Raw genomic sequence first — 14,655 nt, 5'->3', positions numbered from 1 at the left:
GAGCGGTTACGAAGTATCTTACAAAGGTAGGGTCGCGCGCCCAAAGAGACACTCAGGCGCGCGACCTATTCAGCAAACTGCGACGATTATTCACCGCCTCCCAATTGGTGAACGTACAGCGCAACCGCGCGAATCTCCGCCTCGGATAGGCGCGTCGTCCACGGTGGCATGACGCCATAGCGCGAGTAGGTGACCGTTTCGATCAGCGTGTCGTAGTCGCCCCCATAAAGCCAGATGGCATCGGCCAGACTAGGCGCACCAAGATCGGTGTTGCCCAAACCGTTTTCCATGTGGCACGCGGCACAGTTGTCGAGGAACAACTCCTCTCCGGCGGCAGCGGCAGATGCGTCGGCAGGCTCCTGGCCGGACAATTGCATAACGTAGTTCACGACCGCATCGATCTCTTCAGTTTCGAAAATGTCGCCATAGGCGGGCATTTGCGAAAACCGCGCGTCCGGATCATCTTCGTTGCGAATACCATGCGCGACGGTCGTGTAGATCGCCTCTACGTCACCGCCCCACAGCCAATCATCGTCCAGCAGGTTCGGGTAGCCCGAAGCCTGAACACCAGCAGCACCGGAACCGTGACACTGTGTACACCATGTCCGGTAGACGGCAGCACCCGCCGAAACCGCATAGCCGTTTAATTCGGGGTCAGCTGGTACCTCTGTCAGCTCCGCGCTGGCCAGACGCATGTTGATGCCTTCGTTGGCTTCCGCAACCGCCTCGATTTCGCGCGCGACTTCATCGCGCGTCGCATAGCCGAGCAGCCCGGCAGTAGCAGAAGAGACCAAAGGCCAGGCTGGATAGGCGATCGTGTATCCGATGCCCCAGATGATTGTGATGTAGAAGGTCCACAGCCACCAGCGCGGCATTGGGTTGTCAAATTCCTCAATCCCGTCCCAGCTGTGGCCGGTGGTATTCGGATCGCCTTCTTGTTTTGGTGGTACCTTGTCGTTCATTTTTCTGCCTCCTCGGTCGGGGCGGGTCTTTCATCGTTTCGAAAAATCATGTTCTTGGCTTCGTCGTGCACGGCACTGGATCCGGGCCTGATCACCCAGAACCAGATGCCGATGAAAACGCAGAACAGCAGCAAAAGCATCCAGCTATCCGCAAACTCACGCAGGAAGGAATAGGTTTCCATCTATCGTTCCTCCAATTCTAGCGGCTTGCATCAGGTGTGAAGGTCGAAAAATCGACCAGCGTGCCGAGCATCTGCAGATAGGCAACCAGAGCATCCGCCTCCGAGATCCCAGGCTGCGAGTCAAAGTTGCGCACCTGGGCACCGGGATAGCGCTCCAGCAACCCGTCAAAGTCGCTGTCAGGATCGGCCTGTGCACGAAAGTCTGCGCGCGCCTCGGCAAGCATGTCGTCGGTATAGGGAACGCCAACCATACGGTGCGTCGCCATCAGCTCCTCGACGTATTCCGGAGAGATCAGCGTCTCTTCCAAAAACCCGTACGCTGGCATGATGGATTCCGGCACGACCGATTGCGGATTACGCAGGTGAACAATGTGCCAATCATCCGAGTAGCGTCCGCCCACGCGGGCAAGATCAGGCCCGGTACGCTTAGAACCCCATTGGAACGGATGGTCGTACATCGATTCCGCCGCAAGCGAGTAATGACCATAACGTTCGACCTCGTCGCGCATGGGACGGATCATCTGGCTATGGCAGACATAGCATCCTTCACGGACGTAGATGTCGCGCCCGGTCAGTTCCAGCGGCGAATAAGGCCGCATCCCCTCTACTTTCTCGATGGTGTTTTCGAGATAGAAGAGCGGTACGATCTGCACCAGCCCACCAATCGTTACCACGAGAAAGCTGAGGATCAGCAAGAGGGTCGCGTTGGTTTCAATGAGTTTGTGTTTGCTCAGGATAGAAGACATGTCGACCCCTCCTTATTCAGCGGGGACAGCTGTGCCGAGCGACGCCTTGGCAGGGGCCGCGCGGACAGTCATCCACAGGTTGTAGCACATGATCAACGCGCCGGCGAGGAACAGAACCCCACCCAGGCCACGCACCACATACATGGGGAATTTGGCGCTGACGGTGTCGGCAAAGCTGTTCACGAGGAAGCCGTTTGCATCGACCTCACGCCACATCAGCCCTTCCATAATACCGGTGACCCACATCGAAGCGGCGTAGAGCACGATACCAATGGTCGCGAGCCAGAAATGCCAGCTGACCAATCGCAGGCTGTACAGGCGTTCGCGTTTCCACAGGACCGGCACAAGGTAGTAAAGCGCGCCGAAGGTGATCAGACCGTTCCAGCCCAAGGCACCCGAGTGCACGTGTCCGATCGTCCAGTCAGTATAGTGTGACAGGGAGTTGACCGAGCGGATCGACATCATCGGACCTTCGAAGGTGGACATGCCGTAGAACGCCAGGGATGTGACCATCATCCGCAAGATCGGATCGGTCCGCAGTTTGTCCCACGCGCCTTGCAACGTCATCAAACCGTTAATCATGCCGCCCCAGCTTGGCATCCACAGGATGATCGAAAAGACCATGCCCAGTGTCGACGCCCAGTCGGGCAACGCAGTGTAATGCAGGTGGTGCGGACCGGCCCAGATGTACAGAAAGATCAGCGCCCAGAAGTGGATGATCGACAGCTTGTAGCTGAAGACAGGCCGTTCAGCCTGCTTGGGCACGAAATAGTACATCATTCCCAGAAAGCCCGCGGTCAGAAAAAATCCTACGGCATTGTGGCCATACCACCATTGCACCATGGCATCCTGAACACCGGCAAAGACCTGAACGGACTTACTGCCCCAGATCGATACTGGGATAGAGATATTGTTCACCACGTGGAGCATCGCAACGGTCACGATGAACGACAGCAAAAACCAGTTTGCCACGTAAATGTGCGGTTCTTTGCGCTTGATGATTGTTCCGAGAAAACAAGCCAGAAATGCCAACCAGACGATGGTTAACCAGATGTCGACGTACCACTCAGGTTCGGCGTATTCCTTGGATTGCGTGCCGCCCAGCAGGTAACCCGTTGCCGCCAGCACGATAAAGAGCTGATAGCCCCAAAACACAAACCATCCCAGATTGCCGCCCCAGAGCCGTGCTGCGGATGTCCGCTGCACGATAAAGAACGACGACGCAATCAGCGCGTTGCCACCAAAGGCAAAGATCACAGCCGATGTATGCAACGGACGCAGACGCCCAAAGTTTCCGAATGGCTCAGCCCATTGGAAATTAAGCGCCGGAAAGGCCAGTTGAAAGGCGATGTAGACACCTACGAGAAAGCCGACCACGCCCCAAAAGGCTGTTGCGATCACGCCGGCACGTACGACACTGTCGAAGTACTCGTCCTTTCGGACAGGTGTCACTGGCTCGTCAATCGACCGCAGCGTAACCAAAAAGAGGCCGCCTGCGACGACCATGAAAATCAGCATGTGAACCTGATATGCCAGATCGCGGGCGTAGCTCGCAGCGATCATCGCAAAGAGCGTAATCAGGCCAAAGCCGATTAGCTTTGCATAACCGGATGTTTCATTATTCATTTTTACGATGTCCCTTCCGTCGTCGACACGCGCAGCAGACGGACTTCTCCCGCGCACAGCTGTTTTTATATCAGCTATTTCATCCAACTCGCGTGACGATTCCTTGATCTGCATCAAGCTACCGAAGGTTTTTTGATGACCCGGATCAAGGTAGGACGGGTTCGTTTGTGTCACCTTCTCAACAAGATACGATTGACGTGGAAGGAAACTCTGATGGCCTACAAGACCGTTTTCACTGCAATGACCCAATATGACGAGAATACGTTGGAATATGCGGCCGCCTGTGTCGCATCGCAGGATGCGCATCTGGACGTCATGTGCATTGGGTTGGATCGCATTCAGTCGAACTATTATGAGGTCGGGGCGAACGCGATGATCGTCCAGAACGCGCTGGAAGAAGCGGATGAAAAAGCAGCCGCTCTTGCCCAGCGCGTGTCGGAACGGCTTTCACGTGAAAGCCTGCGCTGGGACGTGTTTTCCAGCATCTGGGCGATGTCCGGCATTGGGCATTCAGTTGCAAACCAGGCGCGATTTACCGATCTTGCGATCATCGGCCAACCTTATGGACCAACCAAACGGGTTGAAGAGGCGCTGATGCTGGAAGGGCTTTTGTTTCAGGCGGATTGCCCAACCATTATCGTGCCGCCAAATGCTACCTTTAAGAATGCGAGCCGCGTGGTGATCGGTTGGAACGAAAGCGCACAAGCGCTGCGCGCAGTCCGCGCGGCTTTACCTTTGCTCAAGTCGGCTGATCTGGTTCATATCGCTGTGATTGATCCTTCGCCTCATGGCCCTGAGAGATCGGATCCCGGTGGCCCGCTCGCCGTCTTTCTGTCGCGTCATGGGATTTCCAGCGACATTCAGGTCTTGAACAGTGGCGATCTCAGAGTCAGTGAGCGTCTGGCGCAACATGTGCGTGAGAAATCGGCCAACATGATGGTCATGGGAGGCTACGGTCACACCCGGTTTCGCGAAGCAATATTGGGCGGCGCAACCCGCGACATGTTGGAACACGCAGCCGTGCCCGTCTTGATGGCGCACTGATACCCTGCATCGGCATCACATCATGAAAGAAATCCGCCATCGCTGTCGTCGCCGGCTTCTTCCATCAGGCGGCTCATGTCCGGCACGACAACGCGGCGCTTGCTTTCCAATCGGATAACCCCGTCTTTTTTCAATGCAGAGATCTGGCGACTGACGGTTTCCAGAGTGAGACCGAGGTAGTCCGACATTGCCTCGCGTGTGAGAGGCAGATCAAAGGTTAATGTGTCTGCTTCAGGCACCATACCGATCACCGCATCACGGCGCGCGATGATCGCGAGCAAACTTGCAATCTTTTCCCGGGCGGTTTTGCGGCCGAGGACAAGCATCCATTCGCGCGCAGCGTCCAGTTCGTCCAGCGTCATCTCAAGAAGACGGTGCGCAATGTGCGGCGTGGTCGAAATCATCTGTTCAAATGGTTTTCTGCGGAAACAGCACATCACAAGGTCGCTGGTCGCAGTCACTGTATAGGCCGCGTTATCTCGTCCGGGTCGACCAACAAAATCAGACGGCAGCAACAGACCGACCATTTGTGTGCGACCGTCTTCCATTGTCTGCGTCAAGGATGCCACGCCGGACACAACAGAGGCGACAAAATCCATCCGGTCGCCAGCCCACATGATCGTCTGACCAGCGGAAAAGCTGCGGTAGTATTTGATGTCTTCCAAAAGCGCCAGTTCGTCCGCATCACACTTTGCACAAACTGCCCGATGTCGAATGGGGCAATCACTACAGTCGTTGATGTTTGGCGCGATTTCTTTCTGCATCAAAATTGTCCCTGCTTGATCTGTGTCAAGGTTTCCTGACACGGACGTTTATATATCGCCCTTATGACAGTCACATCCAAACTCGCCAAACTGGGGCTTTTTGACGCGAAAGTACCGCGTTACACCAGCTATCCAACTGCGCCTCAGTTCTCTTCGCACGTCAGCGCGGACCAAATGCGCGACTGGCTTACCGCGATCAAGCCCGGCTCCGCCATTTCGCTGTATCTGCACATTCCATTTTGCCGTCGTCTGTGCTGGTTCTGCGCCTGTCGCACTCAAGGCACCTCCAATATTGAACCGGTCGCGACCTATCTGTCTACTCTAAAAGACGAAATTCGTCTGGTGAAGCAGTTGTTGCCGACCGGAGTGCGCTTTAGCCGGGTACATTGGGGAGGTGGCACGCCGACGCTTTTGAGTGCCGATATGATTGCCGATTTGGCCGACACAGTATTCGATCTTGCGCCGCTGGCGCCTAATGGCGAATTTTCGGTAGAGATTGATCCAAATGAAGTGGATCAGACGCGGATTGATGCCCTGGCCAAAGCAGGCATGACGCGTGCTTCGATCGGCGTACAGGATTTTGACACCGAAATTCAAACCACAATCGGTCGGCTACAGAGTTTTGAAGTCACCCGCGCTGCGGCAGACATGCTACGCGCTGCAGGTATAACGTCGCTGAACACGGATATCTTGTTCGGTTTACCGCATCAAAGCACCGAAAAAATTGCTGCATCGGTCCAGAAACTGCTAACCCTCAGCCCGGACCGCGTTGCCCTTTACGGTTACGCACATGTGCCATGGATGGCGCGGCGACAGTCGTTGATTCCGTCAGACACGCTCCCACCGCCTGAAGAGCGGCTCAGACTGTTTGAGACAGCCCGCCAGTTATTCGAATGGGATGGGTATCGGCAGATCGGCATTGATCACTTTGCGGTCCCGCATGACGGCCTTTCGATTGCAGCGCAGAGCGGCGGTTTGCGCCGCAATTTCCAAGGGTACACCGACGACACGGCAGATGTTCTGATAGGTCTTGGTGCGTCCGCGATCTCAAAATTCCCGCAAGGCTATGCCCAGAATAACGCTGCGACGTCGGGATATACCAAGTCGGTACGTGCGGGGGAACTGACCACGGTGCGCGGCCATACATTCAGCCAAGACGATCTTTTACGTGGCCGCCTGATCGAAGCACTGATGTGCGATTTCCGCGTCAACCTGCACGAGATGGTAGCGCAGTTTCCAACGCGTGAAACCTATATACGAGGCTTGCTGTCAGGCGCCGCTGCCTATTTTGGCGACCTCGTGGAACTGAACGAGGTCGGTCTTCGCATTTTGCCGCAGGGCGAACCTCTGACCCGCATCATCGCACGCCATTTCGACGCCTATGATATGTCGAGCGCAGGGCACGCATCTGCTATTTGACGGCTATGCAGTGGCCTGCAAAAGGCTGCGCGTATAGTCATTTTGTGGCGCATCAAAGACCTGATCGACCAGGCCGGATTCCATCACATCACCGCGCTTCATGACAATCACCTGATGCGACATCGCGCGGACGACCTTCAGGTCGTGACTGATGAAGATGTAAGCCAGCTTGTATTTTTCCTGAAGCTTTCGCAGCAGGTCAACAATCTGAACCTGCACTGTCATATCCAGTGCGGATGTCGGTTCATCCAGCACCAAAAGGCGGGGCCGCAGGACCATCGCACGGGCGATTGCGATGCGTTGGCGTTGACCGCCCGAGAATTCATGCGGGTAGCGATCCATCGTCGCGGGGTCCAGCCCCACTTCCTCCATCACATCGCGCACCAGATCACGGGGATCGCGCTCCGGATCGACATTGTGGATGCCCAGACCCTCGGAAATGATCTGTGCACAGGTCATCCGAGGGCTGAGAGAGCCGAACGGATCCTGAAAGACGATCTGCATGTCTTTGCGCAGGCTGCGCAGTTGCCGTGTAGACCAGCGGCGCACATCATCGCCCATAAAGGTTATCTGGCCTTCGGACGAGATAAGCCGCATGATTGCTAGCGCCATCGTGGTTTTGCCAGAACCGGATTCGCCGACGATGCCGATCGTCTCTCCGGCACGCACGCTCAAACTGGAATCATTGACCGCCTTTACGTAGCCGACAGTTCGCCGCAGCAAGCCCGCCTGTATCGGGAACCAGACCTTGAGATTGTCGGTCTGCGCAATCGTGTCTGCGTCATCCGGCACCGGTGTTGGGCCGCCCGATGGTTCGGCACCCAGCAGCTTTTGCGTATAAGGGTGTTGCGGGTTTCCGAAAATCTCCTGCGTGGGGCCACTTTCGACGATCTCGCCATGCTGCATGACGCAGACCTTGTCGGCGATCCGGCGAACAATACCCAGATCATGCGTGATAAACAAAAGCCCCATTCCGAGGCGATCTTTCAGGTCTTTCAAAAGGTCCAGAATTTGCGCCTGAATGGTCACGTCCAGAGCGGTGGTCGGCTCATCGGCAATCAGAACATCCGGCTTGTTGGCCAATGCCATGGCAATCATCACCCGTTGACGCTGGCCCCCGGATAATTGGTGTGGATAGCTTGTCAGCCGGGTTTCTGCGTCTTGGATGCCCACTTGCTCCAAAAGCTCGATGATGCGTGCGCGCGCCTCCGAGCCTACAACGCCCTGATGCAAGGCAAGGCTTTCGCCCAGCTGCTTTTCAATTGTGTGCAGCGGATTTAGCGACGTCATCGGTTCCTGAAAGATAAAACTGATGTCGTTACCCCGCACCTTGCGCAACAAGGTTTCGTCGGCACCAATCATTTGCTGGCCGTCATAAGTTACCGATCCGGAAACTTCTGCGCTGTCCCCTAGCAGCGACACCGTCGAAAGAGCGGATACGGACTTGCCCGATCCGGACTCGCCCACAAGTGCAACGGTTTCGCCCCTTTCAACCGAAAAACTGACACCCTTTACCGCAGGCGTCAGCCTGCCATCCTGACGAAAACCCACATGCAGGTCAGTCACTTCCAGTAATGCGGTCATGAGAAGGTCTTTCTGGGGTCAAACGCGTCGCGGATGCCTTCAAAAATGAAAACCAGCAGCGACAGCATGATCGCGAAGGTGAAAAAGGCCGTAAATGCCAGCCACGGCGCTTGAAGGTTCTGTTTTGCCTGCAGCGTCAGTTCACCAAGAGAGGGTGCCGAAGACGGCAACCCAAAGCCAAGAAAATCGAGACCTGCAAGGGTGCCAATCGTGCCCGTCACAATAAAGGGCAACATGGTCAGCGTGGCGACCATCGCATTGGGCAGCATATGCCGGAACATGATCGTCAGATTGCTAACCCCGAGCGCCCGCGCCGCACGCACGTATTCCAGATTCCGCGCCCGCAAAAACTCGGCGCGCACCACGCCAACAAGCGACATCCAACCGAACAGCACCATAAGGAACACAAGGAGCCAGAAGCTGCGCCCCAGAATCGCAAACATGATGATGATGATGTAAAGCGATGGCGTGGAGGACCAAATCTCGATGATGCGCTGAAAAATAAGGTCTGTCTTGCCGCCAAAAAACCCCTGCACAGCGCCTGCGATGATGCCAATGATGCTCGACAGCCCTGTCACAATCAGCGTGAAAAAGATTGACAGTCTGAAGCCATGAATGACCCGCGCCAGCACATCGCGCTTGGTGCCGTCTGTACCTAGCAGATTTTCACCGTTTGGGGGCAAAGGCGCGGCACCCGGACGATCAACCGCTGTGTTGAAAGAATAAGGGATCAGTGGCCAGATCGCCCAACCCTTTTGAATCTGTTCGCCGTCGATTTCACCATCTTGCGCATCTTCGATATATCCTTTGGGATCATCGAAACACAGATCCATCCCGCCGGTGGCAATCAGGCATTTTACCTCTGGGTCACGGTAGACCGCCTCTGTCTGAAAATCGCCGCCAAACTCCGTCTCCGGGTAGAAGTTCCAAATCGGCGTGTAAAACTCGCCGCGGTACTGCACCAGGATCGGTTTGTCATACGCCAGAAACTCAGCAAAGAGTGACAGGCCAAACAAAATTGCGAAAACCCATAGCGACCAATATGCGCGACGGTTACGTTTGAAGTTGCGCCAGCGACGCTGGTTCAGCGGTGACAACCGCGACTTGCGCTCTGTCTCAATAACCGCAGGCGGTGCATCCTGACCGGGCATCGGTTCTGGCAAAGGATCTGTCAACGCCATTGCCTCAACCCTCCCGCCGTTCGAAATCGATACGCGGATCCACGAGCACATACATCAGGTCCGACAACAAGCCGACGATCAGACCGATAAGGCCGAATATGAACAGGGTGCCAAACACGATCGGGTAATCCCGCGCGACAGCGGCCTCAAAGCCAAGACGCCCAAGACCATCAAGGCTGAAGATTGTTTCGATTATCAGCGATCCGCCAAAGAAAACGCCGATGAACACAGCCGGAAATCCTGCAATGACAATCAGCATCGCATTGCGGAAGACGTGGCCGTACAGAACCTTGCTTTCGGACAGGCCCTTGGCGCGCGCCGTCATCACATAGTGTTTCTTGATCTCATCAAGAAAACTGTTCTTGGTCAGCAAGGTCAACGTTGCAAAAGCTGAGATGGTGGAGGCGAGCACCGGCAACGTGATGTGCCAGAAATAGTCTATGACCTTGCCCCATGCGGAAAGCTCTTCCCAGTTATCGGAGGTTAGGCCGCGTAGTGGAAAAATCTGGTAGTAAGAGCCGCCAGCGAAAAGCACCAGCAACAAGATCGCGAACAAGAACCCGGGAATAGCGTAGGCGGCAATAATCGCCCCCGATGTCCAAGTGTCAAAGCGGGTTCCATCGCGCACTGCCTTGCGAATTCCTAAAGGGATCGAAACCAGATAGGCGATCAGGGTCGACCACAGACCCAAAGTGATCGACACCGGCAACTTTTCCTTGATCAGATCAATCACTGAAATCGACCGGAAATAGCTTTCGCCGAAGTCGAACCGCATATAATTCCATATCATTGTCAGGAACCGCTCGACTGGCGGTTTGTCAAAACCAAATTCGGCTTCGAGCTCGGCAATGAATTCCGGTGGCAATCCACGTGCACCGATATATTCAGTTTCGTTACTGCCTAAATCAGCAGCACCGGCGTCATTGTTGGTTCCGGCAAAACCTTCGAACACGTCACCACCGCCCTGAATGCGCGCGATGGCCTGCTCGACCGGTCCTCCAGGCACAAATTGCACCAGTGCAAAGTTGATCAGCATTATGCCCAGAAGCGTGGGGATAATGAGCAGCAGCCGTCTGATTATATAGGCGCCCATTGGCTTATCTCAGCGCCCCCGCCGCGCGCAGAGCGTCTGCCTTGTCCTGATTGTACCACCAGAAATCCAACTGACCGAGCGAGAACGCCGGGATCTCTTCTGGATGCTCGTATTGGTCATAGAATGCGACCCAGTGGCTGGGATTGTACCACACCGGGACCATAATGAATTCATACCGCAACGCACGGTCCAGCGCCATCAGCGATGCCTGCTCTTCTTCCCGAGTGGATGCGTTCAGGGATCGATTGATAATTTCGTCGATCAACGGGCTGGCAAGGCCCGCGGGGTTGAACAACGAGAATGCCGCCGCTTCTGACCCGTAGCGTTGCATCAATCCGGTACCAGTGCCTAAAAACGCGCCATAGGCGTCAAACACGAGGTCATAATCCCGATCACGTTCACGGGTCGTGTACTGCGCCGGGTCAACCTTCTCAAATGTGATGTCCACACCTAGCGTTTTGACGTTCGACACAAAGTTTTCCATCACCGCGCTGGCGGTCGGCGATGACGCACTGTTGAACAGGAAGTTGATCTTGAGCGATTGGCCATCCTTGCGTCGCACACCATCATCCCCCACGACCCAACCGGCCTCGTCCAGCAACTTCATCGCAGCGCGCGCGTTGCGCCTGTCCAGCAGCCTTTCGGCGCGAGATGTATGCGGCACCAAAGCAGGCTCTGACAACATCGGCGCCGGGACCAGATCACCAAGGCTTTGCAATAGTTCAAGTTCGGCTCCCTCTGGCAGCCCCATCGCCATCAGGGGCGTATCCTGCGTAAAGGACGCGCGTTGCTTGAACAATCCGTACTGCAAGCTTTCGTTGGTCCACTCGAAATTGAATGCAAGTGCAATGGCTTGGCGCACCCGCCGGTCCTGCAGCACTTCTGAGCCAAGATTGAATACAATCCCTGAGGGCGTGGGAGGCGAACCGTTGGGCAGTTCCTTTGTCACGACTAGGCCTTCCCGCGTTTTCGGGAAGTCATACCCGGTCGCCCACTTTTTGGAGTCGCCCTCGCTGCGGAAGGTGTACTCGCCTGCCTTGAAAGCCTCAAAAGCGGCTGTGTCATCACCAAAGTACTCGATGCGAATCTCGTCGAAATTGTTGCGTCCGACATTGAAAGGCAGGTCTTTGCCCCAGTAATCGGGATTGCGTTTGTAGACAATCCGGCGATTTACATCGACACTATCGACCATGTAGGGGCCCGATCCGGGTGAAATTTCAAGGCGACTTTCATCGAGTCCCGCGCCAGTTTCCTCATACCACTTTTTCGACCACGCTGGCACAAAACCCACCTGATCGATAAGGCTGCGGCGCGAAATCCCTTCGGTAAAATAGAATTTGATCGTGTAGTCATCGATGACTTCGACTTTGGGGATGCGTTTGCGCACAGCATCAGCGTAAGACTTCAGCCCTTCATCAAGAAGCAGGTTGTGGCTGAATGCGATGTCATGTGCAGTTACCGGTGTTCCGTCCGAGAACCGCGCCTCGGGTCGCATGTAAAAGATGACCCAGTCTTTTGTCTCCGGGTATTCGAGGCGTTCGCATAGCAGGCAGTAGGACTCACCATAAACATCTGCCGGTGCCGATGCCCCGCCTGTGCCGTCTCCCAGCAAGCTCTCGTACATGACGGTAGACAGAGCGCCTGCGCGACCTTTCCGCGTGTAAGGATGCATGGAATCGAAGGTGCCAACGACGCTTAGAGCGATTTCACCGCCCTTGGGCGCGTCAGGGTTTACATAGTCAAAATGCGTAAAGTCGGCAGGGTATTTCAGATCGCCGTAAAACGAGTACCCGTGGCTGACAACCATATTGTCCTGCGCGAGTATCGGGCTGGCCCAAATAAGCGCAATTAGCATCATCAGCCCAGACAAGCCGACCCAAAGCTTTTGCAAAGGCATGTGTTCTGCACGCGCGCGACAGCGGGGTTCTCTCATCGGGGGGTCCTCCTGTATACGGCCGAATTCTTCGTGAATATGCTCTGATGTAAGCTAAAGGGACTGTGCGCCAAGATACAAGTTGCGAAAATGTGATCCACGTCCGCCCAGAGTGATTTGCGCAACAAAAAAGCCGCCTGCGACCAAGCAAGCGGCTTTTTGAGTTAAAATCCGGTAAATCCTAGTCGTCAATGCTGTCGATGTACGCAATGACATCGGCGCGTTCCTGTACATCGCGCAGACCAGCAAAGCCCATAGACGTGCCCGGCGCATAAGAAGACGGTTTTTCAAGGAAACCGTTCAACTCTTCGGGCGTCCAAACACCGTCCTTCGATGCAAGCGCGTCGGAATAACCAAAGCCATCGGCGGCAGCGATGTCGCGACCGACAACACCGTGCAAGTACGGGCCAGCGCCGTTCGCGCCTGGTTCCAGCTTGTGGCAGGCAGAACATTTCCGGAAAACACGCGCGCCTTTGTCGATGTCTGCCGAGGCCAGAACAGTGTTGAAGTCCACCTCTTCGACTTCTTCTGCTTCGCCGCTATCCGCCACTTCGATGACGTATGACGCTTCACCATAACTTTCCACGTGGTACAGCTCTTCGGCAGCCCACTTACCCAGAAGAAACACAAGCAGCGCGCCGCAAATGCCGCCAGCTGCCTTGGTGAATGTCATTGTATCGAACATGGCAAAGGTCCATTGCTGTGTTGTTTCACGGCTATCTACGTCTTCACCTTGGCGGTGGCAAGGTGTAGTTACCGCGACGAAACGCCTCTTTTGTCGCATTTGGCCGTTAGGAAATCCTTATGACAGAGCAAAGCCAAGCCCGTATCGCTTTTCAGGGTGAATTGGGCGCCTACAGCCACGAAGCATGCCGGTCGGCGCGCCCGGACATGACCCCTGTACCCTGTTCGACATTTGAAGGTGCCATAGAAGCCGTGCGCTCAGGTGACGCGGAACTCGCGATGCTTCCGGTCGAGAATTCGACCTACGGTCGGGTCGCCGACATTCATTCGCTGTTGCCACGTTCGGGTCTGCACATCATCGAAGAAGCCTTTGTGCGGGTACACATCAACCTGTTGGGTCTGCCCGGTGTCTCGATAGATCAGGTCAAATCTGCAAAAAGCCATACTGTATTGTTGGGGCAGTGCCGCAGCTTTCTGGCGCAGCATGGCATCGCACGTGTCACCGGGGCCGACACCGCGGGATCTGCGCGTGAAGTGGCGGCTGCAGGCGATCCTCGCATGGCTGCTCTGGCCAGCGAACTGGCCGGTGAAATTTACGGCCTCGACCTTTTGGCGCGACACATCGAGGATCAGGGCAACAATACCACTCGCTTTTTGCTGATGTCGCCGCATGCCGATCACTCAAGACGCGGCGCGCACGGCATGATCACCACATTTGTATTCGAAGTACGCAACATTCCGGCTGCGCTTTACAAGGCAATGGGCGGGTTTGCGACCAACGGAATCAACATGACAAAGCTCGAAAGCTACATGGTTGGTGGCTCTTTCACTGCAACGCAGTTCTACGCCGATATCGAGGGACATCCCGACGACCCCGGTGTCCAACTCGCTTTGGAAGAATTGGGTTATTTCACGAACATGCTGGAAATTTTAGGCGTGTATCCTGCGCATCCCGACCGCCACTAGGCTTTGTCCGATATCCGCTGCTGCAAGGTCGATGCGTATTCTGCCACCCGCTCTTTATAGCGCCGGTTCAGGGTTGTTTTGGTCAGCTTCAAGGATTGCAGTAATAGGCGTGCGGGCAGTGTCAGGGGCCTGAGCTCCAACGCTACGATCATCCGCGTTTTCCGAAGCGACAGGGCGATTAGCTCGAAGGTCATCTCGCCTAGAATCCCTTGCGACGAAACATTCACAACCATCTCTTCGGGGCGGTTGAATTGCGAGATGGTCAAATTCATCTCCCGCTCTTTTCCGCGCAGCATAAACCGGACAAACCATTCTGCGCCCTCGCCCGCAGTTGTCAGCGTGTCCAACCGGCGCACCTCGGCACCTCGGCGCATCGCGGCGCGCTCAAACTTGTTGAACTCGCAAAGCATGTCGAACACGTCCCCAATGGGCGCTTCAATGTCCTCTCGTGTCGAAAACTTCATCGATGCC

14 protein-coding genes are annotated in these 14,655 nt (G+C 55.5%); 3 read left to right on the top strand and 11 right to left on the bottom strand.

The features are described 5' to 3' along the window. Positions 1-86: 86 nt before the first annotated feature. From ccoP to ccoN, 4 genes are read right to left on the bottom strand one after another with little or no spacing between them, the layout of a single operon-like run. Positions 87-962, bottom strand: a complete 876-nt coding sequence (gene ccoP / locus AC2D8V_RS02085) for a cytochrome-c oxidase, cbb3-type subunit III (RefSeq protein ID WP_484731853.1) — start codon at positions 960-962, stop codon at positions 87-89. Next, complete coding sequence (locus AC2D8V_RS02080; RefSeq protein ID WP_484731852.1) at positions 959-1,144, bottom strand: cbb3-type cytochrome c oxidase subunit 3; 186 nt, start codon at positions 1,142-1,144, stop codon at positions 959-961. The genes ccoP and AC2D8V_RS02080 overlap by 4 nt, the downstream gene beginning before the upstream one ends. A 17-nt stretch (positions 1,145-1,161) precedes the next feature. Continuing rightward, positions 1,162-1,890 (bottom strand): cytochrome-c oxidase, cbb3-type subunit II, encoded by a 729-nt coding sequence (ccoO, locus tag AC2D8V_RS02075; protein WP_484731851.1) that lies wholly within the window; start codon positions 1,888-1,890, stop codon positions 1,162-1,164. Between the two features lie 12 nt (positions 1,891-1,902). Next, positions 1,903-3,516 (bottom strand): cytochrome-c oxidase, cbb3-type subunit I, encoded by a 1,614-nt coding sequence (gene ccoN, locus AC2D8V_RS02070; RefSeq protein WP_484731850.1) that lies wholly within the window; start codon positions 3,514-3,516, stop codon positions 1,903-1,905. 135 nt (positions 3,517-3,651) lie between these two features. Here ccoN and AC2D8V_RS02065 point away from each other — a divergent pair, with 135 nt between their 5' ends. Then, positions 3,652-4,560: a universal stress protein gene (locus AC2D8V_RS02065; RefSeq protein WP_484731849.1), complete on the top strand. Its 909-nt coding sequence runs from the start codon at positions 3,652-3,654 to the stop codon at positions 4,558-4,560. Positions 4,561-4,580: 20 nt separating this feature from the next. Here AC2D8V_RS02065 and fnrL read toward each other — a convergent pair whose 3' ends face one another. Continuing rightward, on the bottom strand, positions 4,581-5,324 hold the full coding sequence (fnrL, locus tag AC2D8V_RS02060; RefSeq protein WP_484731848.1) for a transcriptional regulator FnrL: 744 nt from the start codon (positions 5,322-5,324) through the stop codon (positions 4,581-4,583). A 63-nt stretch (positions 5,325-5,387) separates the two neighbouring features. Between fnrL and hemN the strand changes: the two genes are divergently transcribed. Continuing rightward, positions 5,388-6,743: an oxygen-independent coproporphyrinogen III oxidase gene (hemN, locus tag AC2D8V_RS02055; RefSeq protein WP_484731847.1), complete on the top strand. Its 1,356-nt coding sequence runs from the start codon at positions 5,388-5,390 to the stop codon at positions 6,741-6,743. 3 nt (positions 6,744-6,746) lie between these two features. On the opposite strand, the gene AC2D8V_RS02050 is transcribed toward hemN, so the two are convergent. From AC2D8V_RS02050 to AC2D8V_RS02030, 5 genes are all read right to left on the bottom strand, one after another. Then, on the bottom strand, positions 6,747-8,327 hold the full coding sequence (locus AC2D8V_RS02050; protein ID WP_484731846.1) for an ABC transporter ATP-binding protein: 1,581 nt from the start codon (positions 8,325-8,327) through the stop codon (positions 6,747-6,749). After that, positions 8,324-9,478: an ABC transporter permease gene (locus tag AC2D8V_RS02045; protein WP_484732644.1), complete on the bottom strand. Its 1,155-nt coding sequence runs from the start codon at positions 9,476-9,478 to the stop codon at positions 8,324-8,326. The genes AC2D8V_RS02050 and AC2D8V_RS02045 overlap by 4 nt, the downstream gene beginning before the upstream one ends. Before the next feature lie 34 nt (positions 9,479-9,512). Then, positions 9,513-10,601, bottom strand: coding sequence for a microcin C ABC transporter permease YejB (locus tag AC2D8V_RS02040; RefSeq protein WP_484731845.1), 1,089 nt, complete (start codon positions 10,599-10,601; stop codon positions 9,513-9,515). 4 nt (positions 10,602-10,605) lie between these two features. Then, complete coding sequence (locus AC2D8V_RS02035) at positions 10,606-12,459, bottom strand: extracellular solute-binding protein (RefSeq protein WP_484732643.1); 1,854 nt, start codon at positions 12,457-12,459, stop codon at positions 10,606-10,608. Between the two features lie 256 nt (positions 12,460-12,715). Then, entirely contained in the window at positions 12,716-13,219 is a 504-nt protein-coding gene (locus tag AC2D8V_RS02030) for a c-type cytochrome (RefSeq protein WP_484731844.1), read from the bottom strand. A 119-nt stretch (positions 13,220-13,338) separates the two neighbouring features. Between AC2D8V_RS02030 and AC2D8V_RS02025 the strand changes: the two genes are divergently transcribed. Then, positions 13,339-14,184: a prephenate dehydratase gene (locus AC2D8V_RS02025; protein WP_484731843.1), complete on the top strand. Its 846-nt coding sequence runs from the start codon at positions 13,339-13,341 to the stop codon at positions 14,182-14,184. Here AC2D8V_RS02025 and AC2D8V_RS02020 read toward each other — a convergent pair. Further along, positions 14,181-14,648 carry an SRPBCC family protein gene (locus AC2D8V_RS02020; protein ID WP_484731842.1) on the bottom strand — a complete coding sequence of 156 codons (468 nt, stop codon included), beginning with the start codon at positions 14,646-14,648 and terminating at the stop codon, positions 14,181-14,183. The two genes, AC2D8V_RS02025 and AC2D8V_RS02020, sit on opposite strands and share 4 nt — an antisense overlap. Positions 14,649-14,655: the final 7 nt, after the last annotated feature.

Source organism: Roseobacter sp. YIN89, from assembly GCF_057219365.1.
This window is presented reverse-complemented; position numbering and strand designations above follow the sequence as displayed.

Coding starts and splice junctions, on each gene's coding strand:
- AC2D8V_RS02065 (WP_484731849.1), top strand. CDS start 3,652: ATGACCCGGATCAAGGTAGGACGGGTTCGTTTGTGTCACCTTCTCAAC.
- AC2D8V_RS02050 (WP_484731846.1), bottom strand. CDS start 8,327: ATGACCGCATTACTGGAAGTGACTGACCTGCATGTGGGTTTTCGTCAG.
- ccoO (WP_484731851.1), bottom strand. CDS start 1,890: ATGTCTTCTATCCTGAGCAAACACAAACTCATTGAAACCAACGCGACC.
- ccoP (WP_484731853.1), bottom strand. CDS start 962: ATGAACGACAAGGTACCACCAAAACAAGAAGGCGATCCGAATACCACC.
- hemN (WP_484731847.1), top strand. CDS start 5,388: ATGACAGTCACATCCAAACTCGCCAAACTGGGGCTTTTTGACGCGAAA.
- ccoN (WP_484731850.1), bottom strand. CDS start 3,516: ATGAATAATGAAACATCCGGTTATGCAAAGCTAATCGGCTTTGGCCTG.
- AC2D8V_RS02030 (WP_484731844.1), bottom strand. CDS start 13,219: ATGTTCGATACAATGACATTCACCAAGGCAGCTGGCGGCATTTGCGGC.
- AC2D8V_RS02020 (WP_484731842.1), bottom strand. CDS start 14,648: ATGAAGTTTTCGACACGAGAGGACATTGAAGCGCCCATTGGGGACGTG.
- fnrL (WP_484731848.1), bottom strand. CDS start 5,324: ATGCAGAAAGAAATCGCGCCAAACATCAACGACTGTAGTGATTGCCCC.
- AC2D8V_RS02025 (WP_484731843.1), top strand. CDS start 13,339: ATGACAGAGCAAAGCCAAGCCCGTATCGCTTTTCAGGGTGAATTGGGC.
- AC2D8V_RS02080 (WP_484731852.1), bottom strand. CDS start 1,144: ATGGAAACCTATTCCTTCCTGCGTGAGTTTGCGGATAGCTGGATGCTT.
- AC2D8V_RS02045 (WP_484732644.1), bottom strand. CDS start 9,478: ATGCCCGGTCAGGATGCACCGCCTGCGGTTATTGAGACAGAGCGCAAG.
- AC2D8V_RS02040 (WP_484731845.1), bottom strand. CDS start 10,601: ATGGGCGCCTATATAATCAGACGGCTGCTGCTCATTATCCCCACGCTT.
- AC2D8V_RS02035 (WP_484732643.1), bottom strand. CDS start 12,459: ATGATGCTAATTGCGCTTATTTGGGCCAGCCCGATACTCGCGCAGGAC.